General features: G+C 63.4%; 13 protein-coding genes and 1 tRNA gene. 9 read left to right on the top strand and 5 right to left on the bottom strand.

Going from position 1 to position 18685, the window contains the following annotated elements; genetic code table 11:
• Positions 1-4: 4 nt before the first annotated feature.
• Positions 5-4738, bottom strand: a complete 4734-nt coding sequence (gene gltB / locus FJ943_RS10685) for a glutamate synthase large subunit (RefSeq protein ID WP_140721357.1) — start codon at positions 4736-4738, stop codon at positions 5-7.
• Positions 4739-5211: 473 nt separating this feature from the next.
• Here gltB and FJ943_RS10680 point away from each other — a divergent pair, with 473 nt between their 5' ends.
• Entirely contained in the window at positions 5212-6264 is a 1053-nt protein-coding gene (locus FJ943_RS10680) for a low specificity L-threonine aldolase (RefSeq protein WP_140721354.1), read from the top strand.
• An 80-nt stretch (positions 6265-6344) separates the two neighbouring features.
• Here the strand turns inward: FJ943_RS10680 and FJ943_RS10675 are convergent, their stop codons facing one another.
• Positions 6345-6812, bottom strand: a complete 468-nt coding sequence (locus FJ943_RS10675; protein ID WP_013893124.1) for an Hsp20 family protein — start codon at positions 6810-6812, stop codon at positions 6345-6347.
• Between the two features lie 479 nt (positions 6813-7291).
• On the opposite strand from FJ943_RS10675, the gene FJ943_RS10670 reads away from it, so the two are divergent.
• A complete protein-coding gene (locus tag FJ943_RS10670) occupies positions 7292-8269 on the top strand; it encodes an alpha/beta hydrolase (RefSeq protein ID WP_140721351.1) in 978 nt (325 codons plus the stop codon).
• A 137-nt stretch (positions 8270-8406) separates the two neighbouring features.
• Here FJ943_RS10670 and hisN read toward each other — a convergent pair whose 3' ends face one another.
• Complete coding sequence (hisN, locus tag FJ943_RS10665) at positions 8407-9180, bottom strand: histidinol-phosphatase (protein WP_140721348.1); 774 nt, start codon at positions 9178-9180, stop codon at positions 8407-8409.
• Positions 9181-9550: 370 nt separating this feature from the next.
• Positions 9551-10492, bottom strand: a complete 942-nt coding sequence (locus FJ943_RS10660; RefSeq protein WP_140721345.1) for an N-formylglutamate amidohydrolase — start codon at positions 10490-10492, stop codon at positions 9551-9553.
• Between the two features lie 162 nt (positions 10493-10654).
• On the opposite strand from FJ943_RS10660, the gene FJ943_RS10655 reads away from it, so the two are divergent.
• Together FJ943_RS10655 and FJ943_RS10650 are read left to right on the top strand one after the other, a co-directional pair.
• Positions 10655-11017 carry a response regulator gene (locus tag FJ943_RS10655; RefSeq protein ID WP_006199474.1) on the top strand — a complete coding sequence of 121 codons (363 nt, stop codon included), beginning with the start codon at positions 10655-10657 and terminating at the stop codon, positions 11015-11017.
• 115 nt (positions 11018-11132) lie between these two features.
• Positions 11133-11207, top strand: a tRNA-Val gene (locus tag FJ943_RS10650).
• Positions 11208-11298: 91 nt separating this feature from the next.
• Here the strand turns inward: FJ943_RS10650 and FJ943_RS10645 are convergent.
• On the bottom strand, positions 11299-12453 hold the full coding sequence (locus FJ943_RS10645) for a dihydrodipicolinate synthase family protein (RefSeq protein WP_140721342.1): 1155 nt from the start codon (positions 12451-12453) through the stop codon (positions 11299-11301).
• A gap of 238 nt (positions 12454-12691) precedes the next feature.
• On the opposite strand from FJ943_RS10645, the gene FJ943_RS10640 reads away from it, so the two are divergent.
• The 5 genes from FJ943_RS10640 to FJ943_RS10620 are packed head-to-tail and all read left to right on the top strand — an operon-like array spanning position 12692 to position 18659.
• The gene (locus tag FJ943_RS10640; protein WP_140619360.1) at positions 12692-13750 is read left to right on the top strand and encodes a LacI family DNA-binding transcriptional regulator; all 1059 of its coding nucleotides are present in this window, start codon (positions 12692-12694) and stop codon (positions 13748-13750) included.
• The gene (locus tag FJ943_RS10635) at positions 13747-14763 is read left to right on the top strand and encodes a Gfo/Idh/MocA family oxidoreductase (RefSeq protein ID WP_140721339.1); all 1017 of its coding nucleotides are present in this window, start codon (positions 13747-13749) and stop codon (positions 14761-14763) included. The genes FJ943_RS10640 and FJ943_RS10635 overlap by 4 nt, the downstream gene beginning before the upstream one ends.
• The gene (locus FJ943_RS10630) at positions 14760-16361 is read left to right on the top strand and encodes an acyl CoA:acetate/3-ketoacid CoA transferase (protein ID WP_140721337.1); all 1602 of its coding nucleotides are present in this window, start codon (positions 14760-14762) and stop codon (positions 16359-16361) included. The genes FJ943_RS10635 and FJ943_RS10630 overlap by 4 nt, the downstream gene beginning before the upstream one ends.
• Positions 16354-17130, top strand: coding sequence for an enoyl-CoA hydratase/isomerase family protein (locus FJ943_RS10625; RefSeq protein WP_140721334.1), 777 nt, complete (start codon positions 16354-16356; stop codon positions 17128-17130). The genes FJ943_RS10630 and FJ943_RS10625 overlap by 8 nt, the downstream gene beginning before the upstream one ends.
• A gap of 17 nt (positions 17131-17147) precedes the next feature.
• Positions 17148-18659: an aldehyde dehydrogenase family protein gene (locus FJ943_RS10620; protein WP_140721331.1), complete on the top strand. Its 1512-nt coding sequence runs from the start codon at positions 17148-17150 to the stop codon at positions 18657-18659.
• Positions 18660-18685: the final 26 nt, after the last annotated feature.

Raw genomic sequence — 18685 nt, 5'->3', positions numbered from 1 at the left:
AAATCTATTCGGCCGCGACGCCCATGCGCATGCGTTCCATCTCGATCAGCGCGCGGCGGTATTCGACCGGCATGATCTTGCGGAATTCCGGCCGGAAAATAGCCCAGTCGTCGAGTATCTCGCGGCCGCGCACCGAACCCGTATAGTGCACGTGGTTCGAGATCAGCTGGTAAAGCCGTTCTTCGTCATGACTGGTCATGTCGCCGGACACGTCGACGCGGCCCTTGTGGTCGAGGTCGCCGCCATGGTGCAGCAGCCTTTCCATCAGATCGTCTTCTTCTGGGACCGGCTCCAGCTCGACCATGGCCATGTTGCAGCGCTCGGCGAAATCACCTGCTTCGTCCAGCACATAGGCGACACCGCCCGACATGCCGGCGGCAAAGTTGCGGCCGGTTTTGCCGATGACGACGACGACGCCGCCGGTCATGTATTCGCAGCCATGGTCGCCGACGCCCTCGACGACCGCGGCGACGCCCGAATTGCGCACCGCGAAGCGCTCGCCAGCGACGCCGGCGAAATAGGCCTCGCCCTCGGTCGCGCCATAGAGCACCGTATTGCCGACGATGATGGAGTCGGCCGCGACGATCCTTGCCTCTTCCGGTGGCCGGATGACGATGCGCCCGCCCGACAGGCCCTTGCCGACATAGTCATTGGCGGCGCCGACGAGCTCGAACGAGATGCCACGTGCCAGGAAGGCGGCGAAGGACTGGCCGGCCGTGCCGGTGAGTTTTACCTGGATCGTGTCCTCGCGCAGGCCCTTGTGCTTGAAGCGCTTGGCGACCTCGCCCGACAGCATGGCGCCCGTCGAACGGTCGACATTGCGGATGTCGACCTCGATCTTGACCGGTTGCTTGGCCTCCAGCGCGGGTTTGGCCAGTTCGATCAGCTTGCGGTCGAGCACATCGTCGATCGGATGCTTCTGCCGCTCGGTCCAGTGCACCGCTTCATGCGGCGCATCGGGCTTGTAGAACATCTTCGAGAAATCGAGCCCGCGCGCCTTCCAGTGCTGGATCACGTCACGCTTTTCCAGAAGGTCGGCGTCACCGATGATCTGGTCGATATGGGTGAAGCCCATTTCGGCGAGCAGCGCCCGCACCTCTTCCGCCACGTAGAAGAAGAAGTTGATGACGTGCTCGGGCGTACCCTTGAAGCGCTTGCGCAGCACCGGATCCTGCGTCGCGACGCCGACCGGGCAGGTGTTGAGATGGCATTTGCGCATCATGATGCAGCCGGCCGCGATCAAAGGCGCGGTCGAGAAGCCGAACTCGTCGGCGCCGAGCAGCGCGCCGATGATGACGTCGCGCCCGGTGCGCAGGCCGCCGTCGACCTGCAGCGCCACGCGCGAGCGCAGGCCGTTCAGCACCAGCGTCTGGTGCGTTTCGGCAAGACCCATTTCCCACGGGCTGCCGGCATGCTTGAGCGAGGTCAGCGGCGACGCACCGGTGCCGCCATCATAGCCAGAGATGGTGATGTGGTCGGCGCGCGCCTTTGCAACGCCGGCCGCGACCGTGCCTACACCAACCTCCGACACCAGCTTGACCGAGACGTCGGCCGCCGGATTGACGTTCTTCAGATCGTAGATCAGCTGCGCCAGATCCTCGATTGAATAGATGTCGTGGTGCGGCGGCGGCGAGATCAGGCCGACGCCCGGCGTTGAATGCCGAACCTTGGCGATGGTTGCGTCGACCTTGTGGCCGGGCAACTGGCCGCCCTCGCCGGGCTTGGCGCCCTGCGCCACCTTGATCTGCATCATGTCGGAGTTGACGAGATATTCCGCCGTCACGCCGAAACGCCCCGACGCGACCTGCTTGATCGCCGAACGTTCGGGGTTCTTGCCGCCACCTGGCAGCGGCAGATAGCGATCGGCCTCTTCGCCACCCTCGCCGGTGTTCGACTTGCCGCCGATCTGGTTCATGGCACGCGCCAGCGTGGTGTGCGCTTCCCTGGAAATCGAGCCGAACGACATCGCCCCGGTCGAGAAGCGCTTGACGATGTCGGCCGCCGGCATGACATCGTCGAGGGCGACCTTCGTGCGGCCGGTCTCATCCGCCAGCTTGATCTTGAACAAGCCGCGTATGGTCTGGGCGCGGGCCGTCTCGCTGTCGATCTGCGCCGAATAGTCCTTGAACGTCTCCCACGATCCCTGGCGCACGGCGTGCTGCAAGGTGGCGACCGCGTCGGGCGACCACATATGCGCCTCGCCGCGCATGCGGAACAGGTATTCGCCACCGACCTCCAGGCTGTTGCGCAGCACCGGATCGCTGCCGAAACCGTCCGTGTGACGGCTGACGGTTTCGCCTGCGACCTCATCCAGTCCGACGCCTTCGATCAGTGTCGCGGTGCCGGTGAAGTATTGCTGCACGAAATCGGTCTTCAGCCCGATGGCATCGAAGATCTGCGCGCCGCAATAGGACTGATAGGTCGAGATGCCCATTTTGGACATCACCTTGAGGATGCCCTTGCCGATCGACTTGATGTAGCGCGACACCACTTCGTAGGCGTCGACCTCCTCGGGCAGTTCGCCGCGCTTGTGCATGTCGAGCAAGGTGTCGAAGGCGAGATAGGGATTGATCGCTTCCGCGCCGTAGCCGGCAAGGCAGCAGAAATGATGCACCTCGCGCGGCTCGCCCGATTCGACGACCAGGCCGACCGCGGTGCGCAGCCCCTTGCGGATCAGATGGTGGTGCACGGCGGCCGTGGCCAGCAACGCCGGAATGGCGATGCGGTCCGGTCCGAGCTGGCGATCGGACAGGATGATGATGTTGTAGCCGCCGGCGACTGCCGCCTCCGCCCGCTCGCACAGCCGGTCGATGGCCCCCTGCATGCCGGCAGCACCCTCGCTCGACCCATAGGTGATGTCGATCGTCTTGGTGTCGAAACGGTCCTCGGTGTGGCCAATCGAGCGGATCTTCTCGAGATCGCCATTGGTCAGGATCGGCTGGCGCACTTCGAGCCGCTTGCGGCGCGAATTGCCGACCAGGTCGAAGATGTTCGGCCGCGGTCCGATGAACGACACCAGGCTCATCACCAGTTCCTCGCGGATCGGGTCGATCGGCGGGTTGGTGACCTGGGCAAAATTCTGCTTGAAGTAGGTGTAGAGCAGCTTCGACTTGTCCGACATCGCCGAGATCGGCGTGTCGGTGCCCATCGAGCCCACGGCTTCCTGGCCGGTGGTCGCCATCGGCGACATCAATAGTTTGGTGTCTTCCTGGGTGTAGCCGAACGCCTGCTGGCGATCGAGCAGGCTGACATCCTTGCGCAGCGCGCGTGGCTCGACCGGCTTTAAATCTTCCAGGATGAGCTGCGTATTGGCAAGCCAGGTCTTGTAGGGGTGTTTGGTCGCGATCTCCGACTTGATTTCCTCGTCGGGGACGATGCGGCCCTTGGCAAGGTCGATCAGAAGCATGCGGCCGGGCTGCAGCCGCCACTTCTGGACGATCTTCTCCTCCGGCACCGGCAGCACGCCGGCCTCGGAAGCCATGATGACGCGGTCGTCATCGGTGACGATGTAGCGTGCCGGGCGCAAGCCGTTGCGGTCCAGCGTGGCGCCGATCTGGCGTCCGTCGGTGAAGGCGACCGCCGCCGGCCCGTCCCAAGGCTCCATCAACGCGGCGTGGTATTCGTAGAAGGCCTTGCGATCGGCATCCATGAGCTTGTTGCCGGCCCAGGCTTCCGGGATCAGCATCATCATGGCGTGGCTGAGGCTGTAGCCGCCCTGGAACAGAAACTCGAGCGCATTGTCGAAGCAGGCGGTATCGGACTGGCCGTCATAGGAGATCGGCCAGAGCTTCGAGATGTTGTTGCCGAACAGTTCGGAATCGACCGACGCCTGGCGCGCCGCCATCCAGTTGTTGTTGCCGCGCACCGTGTTGATCTCGCCATTATGCGCGACCATGCGGTAGGGATGCGCCAGCTTCCACGACGGGAAGGTGTTGGTCGAGAAGCGCTGGTGGACGAGGATCAGCGCGGTCTCAAAACGCGGGTCCTTGAGGTCCTTGTAGTAGGCCCCGACCTGATAAGCCAGGAACATGCCCTTGTAGACGATGGTGCGCGCCGACAGCGACACGCAGTAGGCGCCGATGTCCTTGTTGTCGTTCTCCGCGTAGATGCGGCCCGATATGACCTTGCGCAGCAGATAAAGTCTTGCCTCGTATTCCTCGTCGTCGGTGATGTCGGCCGTGCGGCCGATGAAGACCTGGCGGTGGAACGGCTCGGACGCGACGATGTCAGGCGCCTTCGATAGCGACGAATTGTCGACCGGCACGTCACGGAAACCGAGCAGCGGCAGCCCTTCGGACTGCGCCGATTCGGCGATGATCTCCTCGATATGTGCACGAAGGGCAGCATCCTGCGGCATGAACCAGTGTCCGACGCCGTACTGGCCTACCGGTGGCAGTTCGATACCTTGGGCCGCCATCTCCTCACGGAAGAAAAGATCCGGAAGCTGTACCAGCACGCCGGCGCCATCGCCGACCAGCGGATCGGCGCCGACGGCGCCGCGATGCGTCAGGTTCTCGAGCACGGCAAGCCCGTCCTTGACGATCTGATGCGACTTCACGCCCTTCATGTTGACGATGAAGCCGACGCCGCAGGCGTCATGCTCGTTGCGCGGATCGTAGAGGCCCTGGGCGGTCAAGCCGCCGGCAGACGCGCGATTTTTGGTGGAGGTATTTTTGACGGCGGCCGCTTTCGTCTGCGCGGCCTGGCCGTTCGTCGCAGAGAGCGTCAATTCCGTCATTGTCCTGTCCTCCATTCCAGCCCTTCAGGCGCTGGTTTGCCTCGGCAAGCGCTTGGCTCACCCTGATCCTTGCGGCACGTCTTGCGAAATCCTTTTTCGAACCATGCGGCTTTTCGCATGCTTCGCATCTGGTATCGTACAGGCCAGCGTCCGGCCGTCCACCTGTCGCTCGCGGCAACAGCCGGAGAGGCCAATATGTTACGCCAATCCGGCCTGTTTTGTGCGACAAAATAAGACAGCACTACTGTCCTAAATTTTTATGGCAGAATTCCTAAACGCGCACAAGACCGATTCACAAAAAACTTGGAGCTTCCGCGACATAAAATTACGCGGGGTCGAGGAAAAACGTAAGCTTAAGTCGTCGACGCTTGCCGCCACGTTGGCTGGCTTCAACGGTTTTCCGGCGCATGGCCCTTGCGGTCGGCGCGTTAAACCGGTCAACTCCGGCTGATTTCCCCAACACAGGCAGATGCATGTTCTTCGCTTCCGACAATTGGGCAGGCGCCCATCCCAATATCGTTGCCGGCCTGTCGGCCGCGGCCGGCGGCTTTGCCACCGCCTATGGTGACAGCGCCCTCGACGAGGCGGTTTATCGGCGCTTCAGTGAACTATTCGAACGCGAGGTCGCGGTGTTCTTCGTGGCAACCGGCACCGCCGCCAATTCGCTGTCGTTGACCACTTTCAACAAGCCGGGCGGCATTTCCTTCGCTCACCGAGAATCGCATGTCATCGAGGATGAATGTGGCGCGCCGGAGTATTTTTCCGGCGGCTCGCGGCTGCACGCCGTCGACGGCCCCCTGGGCAAGATCGACCCGCCCAATCTGGACAGGGCGATCGGCCGTTTCGCAAGCGAGGTTGTCCATTGGGGCCGGCCGATGGCCGTCTCGATCACCCAGTCGACCGAGGTCGGCACCGTCTATGGTCTGGACGACATTGACGCGATCTCGGCCATCGCCAAACAGCATTCCGTGCCACTGCACATGGATGGCGCCCGCTTTGCCAATGCGCTGGCCGCGCTCGACACCACGCCGGCCGAAATGACCTGGAAACGCGGGGTCGATGTCCTGTCCTTCGGCGGTACCAAGAACGGTTGCTGGTGCGCGGAGGCGATCGTGCTGTTCGACCTCGACCGTGCCAAGGAACTGGCCTTCCTGCGCAAGCGTGCCGCACAGCTGCTTTCGAAGTCGCGTTTCGTCGCGGCGCAGTTCGAAGCCTATTTCAAGGACGGGCTGTGGCTCGACACCGCCAGGCATGCCAATGCCATGGCCGCGCGCCTGGCGGCGGCGATCGAGGATTCGGCCACGGCAAAGCTCGCTTGGCTGCCGCAGGCTAATGAGGTGTTCGCGGTGATCGAGAAAACCGAAGCAGACAGGCTGCAGGCGGCAGGCGCGGCCTTCTATGACTGGCACAGGCCGCATGGTTTTGACGGCCATATCGGCGAGGACGAACTGCTCTATCGCTTCGTCACCAGCTTTGCCACGACGACTGAGGAAGTCGACCGCTTTGGCCAGCTGATCGCCGGATAACAGTCAATCTTCGGACAAAAAAGCGGCGCCTCGCGGCGCCGCTTCCGTCTCGGGAGGAGACTTTAGATTTTATGCGGTCGTCAGGCTGCCGTCTTGGCCTCGATCTGCTTGGCCTTGGCCGGAGCCGAGGTGATCGCGATCTTGCGCGGCTTCAGCTCTTCGGGAATGTTGCGCTTGAGGTCGACGAAGAGCAGGCCGTTCTTCAGCGCGGCGCCGACGACTTCAACGTGATCGGCAAGCTGGAAGCGGCGCTCGAACGCCCTGGAGGCAATGCCGCGATAGAGCAGTTCGGAACCCTCGCCGGTGCCCTCGTCCTTGCGCTCGCCCTTCACGGTCAGCACGTTACGGTGAGCTTCGATCGAGATTTCCTCGTCCGAGAAGCCGGCGACGGCCATCGAAATCCGATAGGAGTCCTCGCCGGTGCGCTCGATGTTATAGGGCGGATAGGTCTGCGCGCCGTCGGGCTGCGCAAGCGAATCCAACATGGTGAAGAGACGGTCGAAGCCGACGGTCGAACGGTAAAGCGGGGAAAAATCAACGTGACGCATGAGGTGTTCTCCTGTTGAGCAACATGGTTTGCGTATGGTCGGTGCGAAACCCGCGAGCGGCGTTTCGGGAGGACCAGCGGCCCCGATTGGCGACCGCAACCCACATCTGGGGAGCGCTCGAAAGCATTTCAAGTTTCGTTTGACGGCAAAAAAGAACGAAGCGGCCAACCTTTGATGAACGGCAGATGAACCAGCGCTTCGGCGCCCGTTCAGACAGCCAGCGCTAAAGTGGCTTTCAAGATCAAGGATTGGCGGCGCCGGATCTGCGAAGGTGCCGCAACGAGGCCGAACCGGGTGTTAACGTCCCTTCCTCCCGGATCGACAGGGGCCGGAAGCGCGCTCAAAGCCGCTTCCGGCCTTACCCGTCGCAGTCCTCCATAACCCGGATTTGCTTTGCTTTTGATGTGTTGGCGTCTATCACCGTGACGAGGCCAGCCGCGACCGGCTGGCGCGCAAGGACGACGAGCACAAAGCGCCGAATGACGGATCTTTTCGACGACACTCCGCTCTTCCACGAAACCGAGGGCAATCCGCGACCGGAAAACGCCACCGGCGGCTTTTTCACCACGCGCGACGGCAAGAAAATACGTTATGGCCTGTTCGCGGCGGTGGCGCGGCCGATGCGGGGCACCGTGGTGCTGCTCGGCGGCCGCAACGAGTGCATTGAGAAATATTTCGAGACCATCCGTGACCTTGCCGCGCGCGGCTTTGGTGTCGCCATCCTAGACTGGCGCGGCCAGGGCGGTTCGGACAGGCTGATCCGCGATCGCCAGCGTGGCTATGTCAGGTCGTTCCGCGACTATACGGCTGACCTCGAGCAGTTCTTCGAAGAGATCGTGCTGCCGGACTGCCGCGGACCGTACTATATCCTCGCCCATTCGGCCGGCGCTGTGATCGCGCTGCTTGCCGCGCCGTCGATGGTGAACCGCGTGCGGCGCATGGTGCTGATCGCGCCGTTCCTGACATTGCCCGACCTGCCGGTCTCGATAGCGACGGTGCGCCGGATCTGTTCGTTTTTCTGCGCCCTTGGGCTCGGCTGGCTCTATGCCGCCTGGGGTCCAAGGCCGAGACACACGCTGCCCTTCGAAGCCAACAAGGTTACATCGGATCCGCAACGCTATCGCCGTAACACGCGCATCTATGAAGAATATCCGCAAATGGCGCTCGGCGGCCCGACGATCCGCTGGCTGCAGGCGGCGGCGAAGGCGTCGGCAGCCATCAGCGACCCCGACTTCATGGCCCGCATTCAGGTGCCTCTGCTGATCATCGCCGCCGGCGCCGACCAGGTCGTCTCGACCAGGGCGGTGGAGGCATATGCGAGAAATCTACGGCTGGGTTCGCTGTTGATGATCGACGGTGCCAAGCACGAAATCCTGCAGGAAGCCGATCTCTACCGCGAACAATTCCTCGCTGCCTTCGACGCCTTCGTCCCCGGCTCAGATGACCCGACAGCCTGACGGGCCGCGGCTCTTCCGCGAGAGGGCGTAGCTGACACTCCCTTTTTCAGGAAGGAGGCGCTGGCGGCGTTCAGGCAGACCTATGGGCGTACGCTGGCGGCATTCCAGCGGTCGAGAGCCGCCGACCGGAGGCGATGTCAGCCGCGCAGGGCAGCCATGGCGGCGGCATGAAGCTCCGGTGTCGCGGCCGCTAGAACATCGCCGCCATTCTCCGCGGGCCCGCCGTCGAAGGTGGTGACGACCCCGCCTGCCTTCTCGATGATCGGGATCAGCGCCACGATGTCGTAGGGCTTCAATCCAGGATCGGCGACGATGTCGACGCTCCCCGAGGCGATCATGGCGAAGGCATAGCAATCGGCGCCATAACGGGCGAGCTGGATTTGCCGCTCGAACGCGTCATAGCGATTGCGTGCCTCGCCCTTGAACAGGGCCGGCGTTGTGGTGAACAACGTGGCCTCGGCCAGCTTCGTCGTCTTGCGGGTCGTCAGCTTGCGGGGCCCTCCCGGCCCCTCATAATGTGATCCGGAGGCGTTGGCGTAGAACAGCTCGCCGGTGAAGGGCTGGGCCATCATGCCGGCGACCGCCTCACCATCGACCGTCAGCCCGACCAGCGTCCCCCACACCGGCAGGCCGGAGATGAAGGCGCGGGTGCCGTCGATCGGATCGATCACCCAGACATGCCGGCTGGAGATGTTCTCGCTGCCGTGCTCTTCGCCCAGGATGCCGTGGTCGGGATACTCAGCCGATATCAGCGCCCGGATGGCGCGCTCGGCCTCGCGGTCGGCCTCCGTGACCGGATCGAAACTGCCTTTTTCCTTGTTGGCGACCGCGCCCTGGGCGCGGAAGCGCGGCAAGGTCTCCGCCGCCGCCGCTTGCGCGATACGGCGCATGAAATCGATGCTGATGTCCAACTGATTCTCCCGCTTTGCAGCGCGCCCGAGCCGGGGCTTGCCGCGACTTCCCGCCAAGACAAGCTTGTTTATCGATTTATCCGCCGCGACAACTGTGGCCGGAATGTCACTCCAACGTCATCGAAACGCAATTTCCACATCACTCTGAATTAAAAAAGCCTAAACGTCGCTTGACATTTGTGCGCTGCACAATACCCTCAATCTCGGACAGGGTTTCCTGTCCATGCCCTCCTTGGGCGTTTCCTCCCTAGACTTCGACCGTATCGTGCAAACGATGCGGTCTTTTTTTCACGGCCGCTCCTGGAGCGGGCCGTCCAAAGAAGCACACAAAAATCTTGGGCAACGGCACGCACGGGACAAGGCGTGGTCTTCACTCCGCGGCCAGCGGCAGATCGATGAAATGATGGTCCGGCATCGCCATCAGGTCGGCTGAAAACCGCGTCAGGTCGTCGGCCAGCGCGTCGAAGCCGGCGGCTTTCTCGAATGTCCGCTCATTCATGTAGAGCCCGCGATTGACCTCGATCTGCAGCGCGTGCAAATGACGCGCCGGACGGCCGTAATGCTCGGTGATGAACCCGCCGGCGTAAGGCTTGTTGTGGGCAACCGTATAGCCCATCGCGGTCAACAGGCCGATCGCGGTTTCGGTCAGGGCCGCGGTGGCCGAGATGCCGAAACGGTCGCCGATGATGAAATCCGGCCGCAGCCCGTTGTCGCCGACACGGATACTCGCTGGCATAGAATGGCAATCGATCAGCACGGCAAAGCCGAACCGGGCGTGGGTCCTGGTCAAAAGCCGCTTCAGCGTTTCGTGATAGGGCTTGTAGACGGCCTCGATGCGGGCAACCGCCTCGGCGAGCGGCAAGCGGCCCGAATAGATGTCGAGCCCCTCGCCCACCAGCTTCGGCACGGTGCCGAGCCCGCCGGCCACGCGCGCGGAGCGGATGTTGCAGAAGGACGGCACCGGCTCGGCGAACATGCGCGGGTCGAGTTCCCAGGGCTCGCGGTTGACGTCGAGATAGGCGCGCGGGAAATTCGCCGCCAGCAGCGGCGCGCCGAGCGCCACGGCGCCGCCGAACAACTCGTCGACATAGCAATCCTCCGAGCGGCGGATGGCATTGCGATCGAGCCTTGCCATGGCAAGGAAGCGTTCGGGATAGTAGCGGCCGCTATGCGGCGAGTTGAAAAGGAAGGGGACGCGCTGCTCGGCGCCCGACCGGATTTCGAAGGGTGGAAAGACCGAAAAATCCTCGGCTGCCGTCTTCAATTTGAACGAACCCGAAAACACCAGTGCATCATGGCATGAAACTGCCACCTTGCTGGCCGCATGTCCAGCATTTCGGCGGTCGTGCGGCTGGGCAAATGTGGGTCAGGCGCGTCCGCGTTCACTTGATGTTTACTCTCACCTCCTCATATACAGGATGGTTAACGGGCCTGCCCCACGGCAGTCTCCGGCGGGTGATTCGGACGGGATAACATGGCACGCATTCTTCTGGCGGAAGACGACGACGATATGCGTCGGTTCCTCGTCAAGGCGCTGGAGCGCGCCGGCTATCAGGTCAGCGATTTCGACAACGGCGCCAGCGCCTATGAGCGGCTGCGTGAGGAACCGTTCTCGCTGCTTCTGACCGACATCGTCATGCCGGAGATGGACGGCATCGAACTGGCGCGTCGCGCCACCGAGATCGATCCCGATCTCAAGGTCATGTTCATCACCGGTTTTGCCGCCGTCGCGCTGAACCCGGATTCCAAGGCGCCGAAAGACGCCAAGGTGCTGTCCAAGCCCTTCCACCTGCGCGATCTGGTCAACGAGGTCGAGAAGATGCTGCAGGCGGCTTGAACCGCCTTTCGCAAGCCGCCGGCGTCGGTCCACAGCCGCGGCGGGAAGACGTGTTTTTCCTCTTTTCCTGCTATTGACGCGCCTGACCAAAAATGGTGTATGCGCGGCTTCGGATGGGCGTGTAGCTCAGCGGGAGAGCACTGCATTGACATTGCAGGGGTCACAGGTTCAATCCCTGTCACGCCCACCATCCAACCCAGATATTCGGACCTTGCATAATGGCGCGAGCGTCCTGGCGCTCACCGGAATGGACGACGGGTGATCCGATCGCGAAACGCGTTTTAGGCCCCCGCGACAGCACACAGGCTTTTCATCCGCGAAAGGGCAAGGTCGGGGTCGGCCAGCAATCCTGCCTGGTCGGCGAGGCGAAAGACGTCGGCATAATGGCGGATGCCGCGCGCCGACTGCATGCCGCCGACCATCGAGAAATGGTCCTGGTGGCCGTTGAGCCAGGCCATGAAGACAATGCCGGCCTTGTAATATTCAGTCGGCGCCTCGAAGATTTTTCGTGACAGCGGCACGGTCGGCGCCATCAGCGCGTCGTAGCCGGCACGATCGCCGGCAGCCAGCTTCGCCAGCGCGGCATTGGCGACCGGTGCGATCGCGTCGAAAATGCCGAGCAGCGCATGCGAGTGCCGCTTGCCGTCTCCGGCGATCAGCTCGGGATAATTGAAGTCGTCGCCGGTGAACATCATCACGCCGTCCGGCAGCCGGTTCCTGAGCGCCACTTCCTTGCCGGCGTCGAGCAGCGATATCTTGATGCCTTCGACCTTGCCGGCATTGCGCTCTATGATGGCGATCACCGTATCGAGCGCGGTCTCGAAATCGTCACTGCCCCAGTAGCCTTTCAAGGTCGGATCGAACATGTCGCCCAGCCAGTGCAGGACGACCTTGCCGGAGGGCTGGCCCAATATGCGGTCGTAAACCAGGGCGTAATCGTCCGGCCCCTTCGCCACGGCCGCCAGCGCGCGGCTGGCCATCATGATCGCCTTGCCGCCCTGGCCTTCGATGAAAGCGAACTGCTCCTCATAGGCGGCGACCACGTCGTCGACCGTCCGGGCCTTCGACGGCGCCAGATGGTCGGTGCCCGCACCCGAGGCGAGATCGGCGCCAGCGACGGTCCGCGCCTCCGCGATTGAACGGCGGATCAATTCCTGCGCATTCGTCCAATCGAAACCCATGCCGCGCTGCGACGTGTCCATTGCCTCGGCGATGCGGAAGCCGAGCCGCCATAGATGATGACGAAACGCCATCGTCCTGTCCCAATCGACAACGGGCCGCGACCATGGATCTGTCATTCCCAGCGGATCGGCGACGACATGCGCGGCGGCATAGGCGATGCGCGAAAACCGCGCGCCGGTCACCGGCTGGACCGGCTGTCCGACAAGCGCGTAGGGTGTGCTGCGGCCACCCTCGCCAGGCAAGGCAATGTCCATGGATCTCTCCCTTTCGTGTCTCCTAAATGGAACGTTCCAATAAATCAAGAACCTTTAAGGTTTGAGATGGACGGCCAGCGATGCTGCGTTGCAACACAACGACCCCTTGGGTAGCATATCGTTTGACCACATATGACCTGCTGCTCTTCCTAGAGAAAAATCCTGATTGACTCATCCTCGGAGCAAGGATTAGAACGTTCCAATAAATTCGATTGAAAAAACCGGGGAGGATATCTGGATGGCCAGCCGGCCGAAGGCGACGATCTTCGACATCGCCCGCGAAGCAGGCGTGTCCAAATCGACGGTGTCGCTCGTGCTCCAGGGCAGCGGCCTGATCCGCCCCGAAACCGCGGTCAAGGTGCGCAAGGCGATCGAGGATGTCGGCTATGTCTATAACCGCGGCGCCGCCAATCTGCGCAAGGCCCACTCCAACGTCATCGGCATGGTCATCAACGACCTCACCAATCCGTTCTTCGCCGAGATGGCGGTCGGCATGGAGCGGGTCTTCCAGTCGGCCGGCATCGTGCCCTTCATCGCCAACACTGCCGAAAATCCGGTGCGCCAGGAAGAAGTGCTGAAGTCTCTGATGGAACAGGGCGTCGCCGGGCTCATCGTTTCCCCGGCGCGCGGCACGACGCCAGGGGCGTTCCGGCGGCTGGAAATAGCCGGTCTGCCGATTGCCTTCGCCATGCGCCGGCTGCCTGAAAGCCGCATTCCGGTGATTGCTCCCGACAATCATCGGGGCGCCTATCTCGCGACTTCGCATCTCGTCGGCAAGGGGCATCGCCGCCTAGCCTTCTTCGGCGGTTCGTCCGACCTCGTCGTTTATCATGAGCGCCTGGGCGGCTTTCGCGAGGCCTGCGAGACGCTCGGCATCGACGCCCGCGATGCGCTTATCATCGAGGGCGAGACCAACCGCAAGGGCGGCATGGCCTGTCTGGAAACGTCGCTGGCAATGGCCGAGCCGCCGACCGCGGCGCTGTGCTTCAACGATGCCGTTGCCTTTGGCGTCATGCTGGCGCTGCGCAAGCGCGGACTTGAGCCGGGCGCGGATTTCGCTGTCGTCGGCTTCGACGATGTGGTCGAGGCCGAACATTATATGCCGCCGCTGACCAGCGTAGCGGTGGACTCCGCCGGTCTCGGCGAACGCGCGGCCCACGTCATGATCAAGATGATCCAGTCGCGCACCACGCGGGCCGAGGATCATGTCGGCGCCGTCAATCTCGTGGTCAGGGAAAGCTGCGGCCCGGATCGCCGCACGCGAAAAAGGCCCGTGGCAGCGGGAACCGCGCCATGAGCGTCAAATGGGGGCTGATCGGCGCCAGCACGATCGCCCGGCAATTCATGATCGATGCCATTCGCGCTCAACCCGATGGCGAGATCGCGGCTGTCATGAGTTCCAGCGCGGAACGCGCCACGGCCTATGCAAGGGAAAATGGCATTCCAGCCGCCGTATCGAATCTCGACGCCTTGCTCGGATCGGACATCGACGCCGTCTACATCTCCACCACCAATGAACTGCATTTCGAACAGGCGCTGGCCGCCGCCAAGGCGGGAAAGCATGTGCTGTGCGAGAAGCCGCTGGCGCTGACCAGCGATGACGCGCGCAAGATGGTCGCTTCGGCCAAGGAGGCTGGCATCGTGCTCGGTACCAATCATCATCTGCGCAATGCCGGCGCGCACCGTGCCATGCGCGACGCCGTTGCCGCGGGCCGCATCGGCAACCCCATTGCCGCGCGTGTCTTCCATTCCGTCTACCTGCCCGAAAACCTGCAGGGCTGGCGCATCGCCAGGCCCGAGGCGGGCGGCGGGGTGGTGCTCGACATCACCGTGCACGATGCAGACACGCTGCGCTTCGTGCTTGGCGACGATCCGGTCGAGGTTTCCGCTTTCACGCAATCCGCCGGCATGGCCGGGAGCGGGCTGGAAGATGGCGCCATGTGCGTCTGGCGCTTCAAATCGGGCCTTATCGCGCAATCGCATGAGGGGTTCACCACCAGGTTTGCCGACACCGGCTTCGAGGTGCACGGCTCGCAGGGCTCGCTCATCGCCCGCGATGTGATGACGCAGAAGCCGGCCGGCTCGGTCCTCCTGCGCACCGCCAGCGGCGAAGAACAGTTGAGCTTCGACCGCGAGGATCTATACGCCAGGTCGGTACGCGGGTTCCATGCCGCGGTCCGTGGCGAGGGCCAGCCTTCCGCCACCGGAGAAGACGGCATCTGGTCGCTCGCCGCGGCCGAGGCGGCATTGCAATCGGCGGCTTCCGGCAGGACCGTCAAGATCGACCCGAAACTCGGGAGCATGAATTGAGCAAGGTCGTCTCATCGGCGCAGGCCGCCAGCCTGATCAAGGACGGCATGGTCGTCTCGGTGTCCTCGTCGAGCGGCCTCGGCTGTCCAGACGCCGTGCTCGCCGCGATCGGCGAACGCTTCGATGGCGAGGGCCATCCGAAGGATATCACCACGCTGCACCCGATCGCCGCCGGCGACATGTATGGCATCAAGGGCATCGATCATCTGGCGAAGCCCGGCCTCTTGAAGCGTACGCTGTGCGGCTCCTATCCGTCAGGTCCCTCCTCCGCCGAGCCGCCGCAAATCTGGAAGATGATCGGCGACAATGCAGTTGCCGCCTATAACGTGCCGTCCGGCATCCTGTTCGACATGCACCGAGAGGCCGCCGCCAAGCGACCGGGCGTGCTGACCAAGGTCGGCCTCGACACTTTCGCCGACCCGCGCCACCAGGGCTGCGCCATGAACGCCGCCGCCGCCGAGCCGATCGTGTCGGTGCAGCAATTCGACGGCGAGGAATGGCTCTACTTCCGCGCCATCGTGCCGCAGGTCTCGATCATCCGTGCCACCACGGCTGACGAGCGCGGCAACCTTACCTACGAGCATGAGGGGGCCTATCTCGGCGGGCTGGAGCAGGCGCTCGCCGCCCGCAACAATGGCGGCATCGTCATCGCGCAGGTCAAACGCGTCGTCGAGAACGGCACGTTGAAGCCGCATGATGTGCGCGTGCCGGGCGTGCTGGTCGACCATATCGTCATTGCGCCGGATCAGTTGCAGACGACGCTGACGCCCTACGATCCCGCAATCTCCGGCGAGATCTTCCGGCCGCTGTCGAGCTTCCGCAATGCCGAGATGAATGTCCAAAAGGTGATCGCGCGCCGGGTCGCCATGGAGCTTCGCGACGGCATGGCCGTCAACATCGGCTTCGGCATTTCGGCCAACGTGCCGCGTATTCTTCTGGAAGAAGGCCAGCACGGCAAGGTCACCTGGCTGATCGAACAGGGCGCGGTCGGCGGCGTGCCGTTGCTCGACTTCAAGTTCGGCTGCGCCTCCAACGCCGAGGCGATCATGCCCTCGCCGCACCAGTTCATCTATTTCCAGGCCGGTGGCTTCGACGCTTCGCTGCTCTCCTTCCTGCAGATCGACCGCCACGGCTCGGTCAACGTGTCCAGGCTTTCGGCGCGGCCGCATGTCACCGCCGGCGCCGGCGGCTTCGTCGACATCACGTCACGGGCGAAGAAGATCGTTTTTTCCGGCTTCTTCAATGCCGGGGCAAAGCTGTCGCTCGCCAATGGCGGCATCCGCATCGACGCGGAAGGCAAGGTCAAGAAAGTCGTCGAGGAGGTCGAGCACATCTCCTTCTCCGGCAAGCGCGCCGTCGCGCAGGGACAGGACATCACCTATGTCACCGAGCGCTGCGTCATGAAGCTGACGCCCGATGGGCTGATGGTGACGGAACTGGCGCCGGGCATCGACCTCGAGCGCGATGTGCTGGCGCAGGCCGAGATCCCGCTCAACGTAGCCAACGACCTCAAGCTGACGCCGGCGGCGCTCTACCAGGATCGGCCGATTGGCCTGTCGCTGAATGGCGGCGCCTCGCTCGGAGGCGCGCATGGCTGAGCGCCTCGTCACCTTCGAGCAGGATGGCGCGATCGGCATTGTCACCTTGTGCCGTCCGGAAAAGTTCAATGCGCTCGATATCCCGATGCTGCGCGCGCTGGAAGCGGCGCTGGACGAGGCGGAGATCGCCGAAGGCGTGCGCGTCGTGCTCATCCGCGGCGAAGGCAAGGGCTTTTGCGCCGGCGGTGACGTGGAGGCCTGGGGCGCAATGAGCGCCGCTGATTTCCAGGTGCAATGGGTGCGCTATGGCCATCGTGTCTTCGATCGGCTGGCGCGCCTCAGGCAACCAACCATTGCCGTGCTGTCCGGCCACGCGCTTGGCGGCGGGCTGGAACTGGCCGTCGCTTGTGATTTCCGCGTCGCCGAGGCGCATGTGAAATTGGGCTTCCCCGAGACCTCGATCGGCGTTGTGCCCGGCTGGTCGGGCACGCAACGCGCCGTGCGCCGCTTCGGTGCGCAGACGGTGCGGCGCATGGCGCTCGGTGGCGAGATTTTCCTGGCGCCGGAAGCGCTTGCGCTGGGTATCGTCGACCGCGTCGTCGAAGCCGGCAAGGCGTCGGATGAAGCCAGGATCTGGGCTGAAAAAATCGCCGAACGCGGACCGCTGGCGACCGAAGCCGCCAAGCTGATGATTGCGGTGGCGGAAGGCGAGGAAAGTGCCGCTGCGACAGAGGCCTTGGCCAGCGGCTTCATGGCGCTCACCAGCGATCTCAAGGCCGGCGTCGGCTCCTTCAAGACCAAGCAGAAGCCCGTGTTTTCGCGTTCGTAGGACAGAGTGGAAATCACATGAATGCACCTCTGAAGATTTCCATGCCTGCCGAGGCCTCCGTGGCGCCCAAGGCATACAAGCTTCTGATCGACGGCAAGCATGTCGATGCCCGCGATGGCCGCATGCTGGAACGCAAGAGCCCCGGCCACGGCTTCATGGTTTCACACTATGCTCAGGCGGGTGCCGCCGAAGTGGAAGCCGCGATGCAGGCGGCGCACAGGGCCTTCGAGACCGGCCCCTGGCCGCGCATGAAAGCGTCCGAACGCGCCGCGATCCTGCTCAAGGCCGCCGACCTGATCGAGATCCGGCTGGAAGACATCGCCCGGCTCGATGCGCTGGAATCCGGCAAGCCGATCGCCCAGGCGCGCGGCGAGATCGGCGGTGCCGTCGACATCTGGCGCTATGCCGCCTCACTGGCCCGAACGTTGCACGGCGAAAGCTACGCCAATCTCGGCGATGCCATGCTGGGCGTCGTCCTGCGTGAGCCGATCGGCGTCGTCTCGATCATCACGCCGTGGAATTTCCCGTTCCTCATCGTCAGCCAGAAACTGCCTTTCGCGCTCGCCGCCGGCTGCACGGCCGTGGTCAAGCCAAGTGAAATGACGTCGGCCTCGACTTTCGTGCTTGGCGATATCCTGTTGGAAGCCGGCGTTCCCGCTGGAGTCGTCAACATCCTCGCAGGTCTCGGCGCCGATGTCGGCGCGCCGATGGTCAGCCATCCGCTGGTCGAGATGGTTTCGTTCACCGGTTCCACCCGTGTCGGCAAGATGACCATGGCCGCGGCCTCGAATTCCCTTAAAAAAGTTTCGATGGAACTCGGCGGCAAGAACGGCCAGATCGTCTTCCCCGATGCCGATCTTAAAGCCGCTGCCGATGCCGCGGTATTCGGCGGCTTCTTCAACGCCGGCGAGTGCTGCAATGCCGGCAGCCGGCTGATCGTGCATGAGGCGATCGCCGACGACTTCCTGGACGCCGTGAAGGGATTGACCACCAGGGTAACCGTGGGCGATCCGCTCGACGACCTCACCAAGGTCGGCGCGATGATTTCGTCCGACCATCTGGCCAAGGTGACCGACTACGTCGCGGCCGCCGCGAGCGAGGGCGGCAGCATCTACAGCGGCGGCGCGCAACGCCCTTCCAATGCCGGCCAATATCTCGATCCGACGATCTTACGCAACGTCACCGAAAACATGGCGGTCGCACGCGAGGAAGTGTTCGGACCAGTGCTCTCGGTGCTGACTTTTGAATCGATTGAAAAGGCGTTGCGCATCGCCAACAACACGCCCTATGGTCTATCGGCGGGTGTGTGGAGCGCCAGCATCGACACCTGCATGTCGGTGGCGCGGGGCGTGCGTTCGGGGACGGTCTGGGTGAACACGTTCATGGAAGGTTATCCAGAACTGCCGTTCGGCGGCTACAAGCAGTCCGGTCTGGGCCGCGAACTCGGCAAGCGCGCTGTCGAGGATTATACCGAGGAAAAGACAATCCAGTTTCATCGCGGCCAGCGCACCGGTTGGTGGGTCGGCTGAGTTGGGAAGAACCCGGTGGGCTGCCA

Origin of the sequence: Mesorhizobium sp. B2-3-10 (genome assembly GCF_006442275.1) — a bacterium.
Lineage (GTDB): Bacteria > Pseudomonadota > Alphaproteobacteria > Rhizobiales > Rhizobiaceae > Mesorhizobium > Mesorhizobium australicum.
This window is presented reverse-complemented; position numbering and strand designations above follow the sequence as displayed.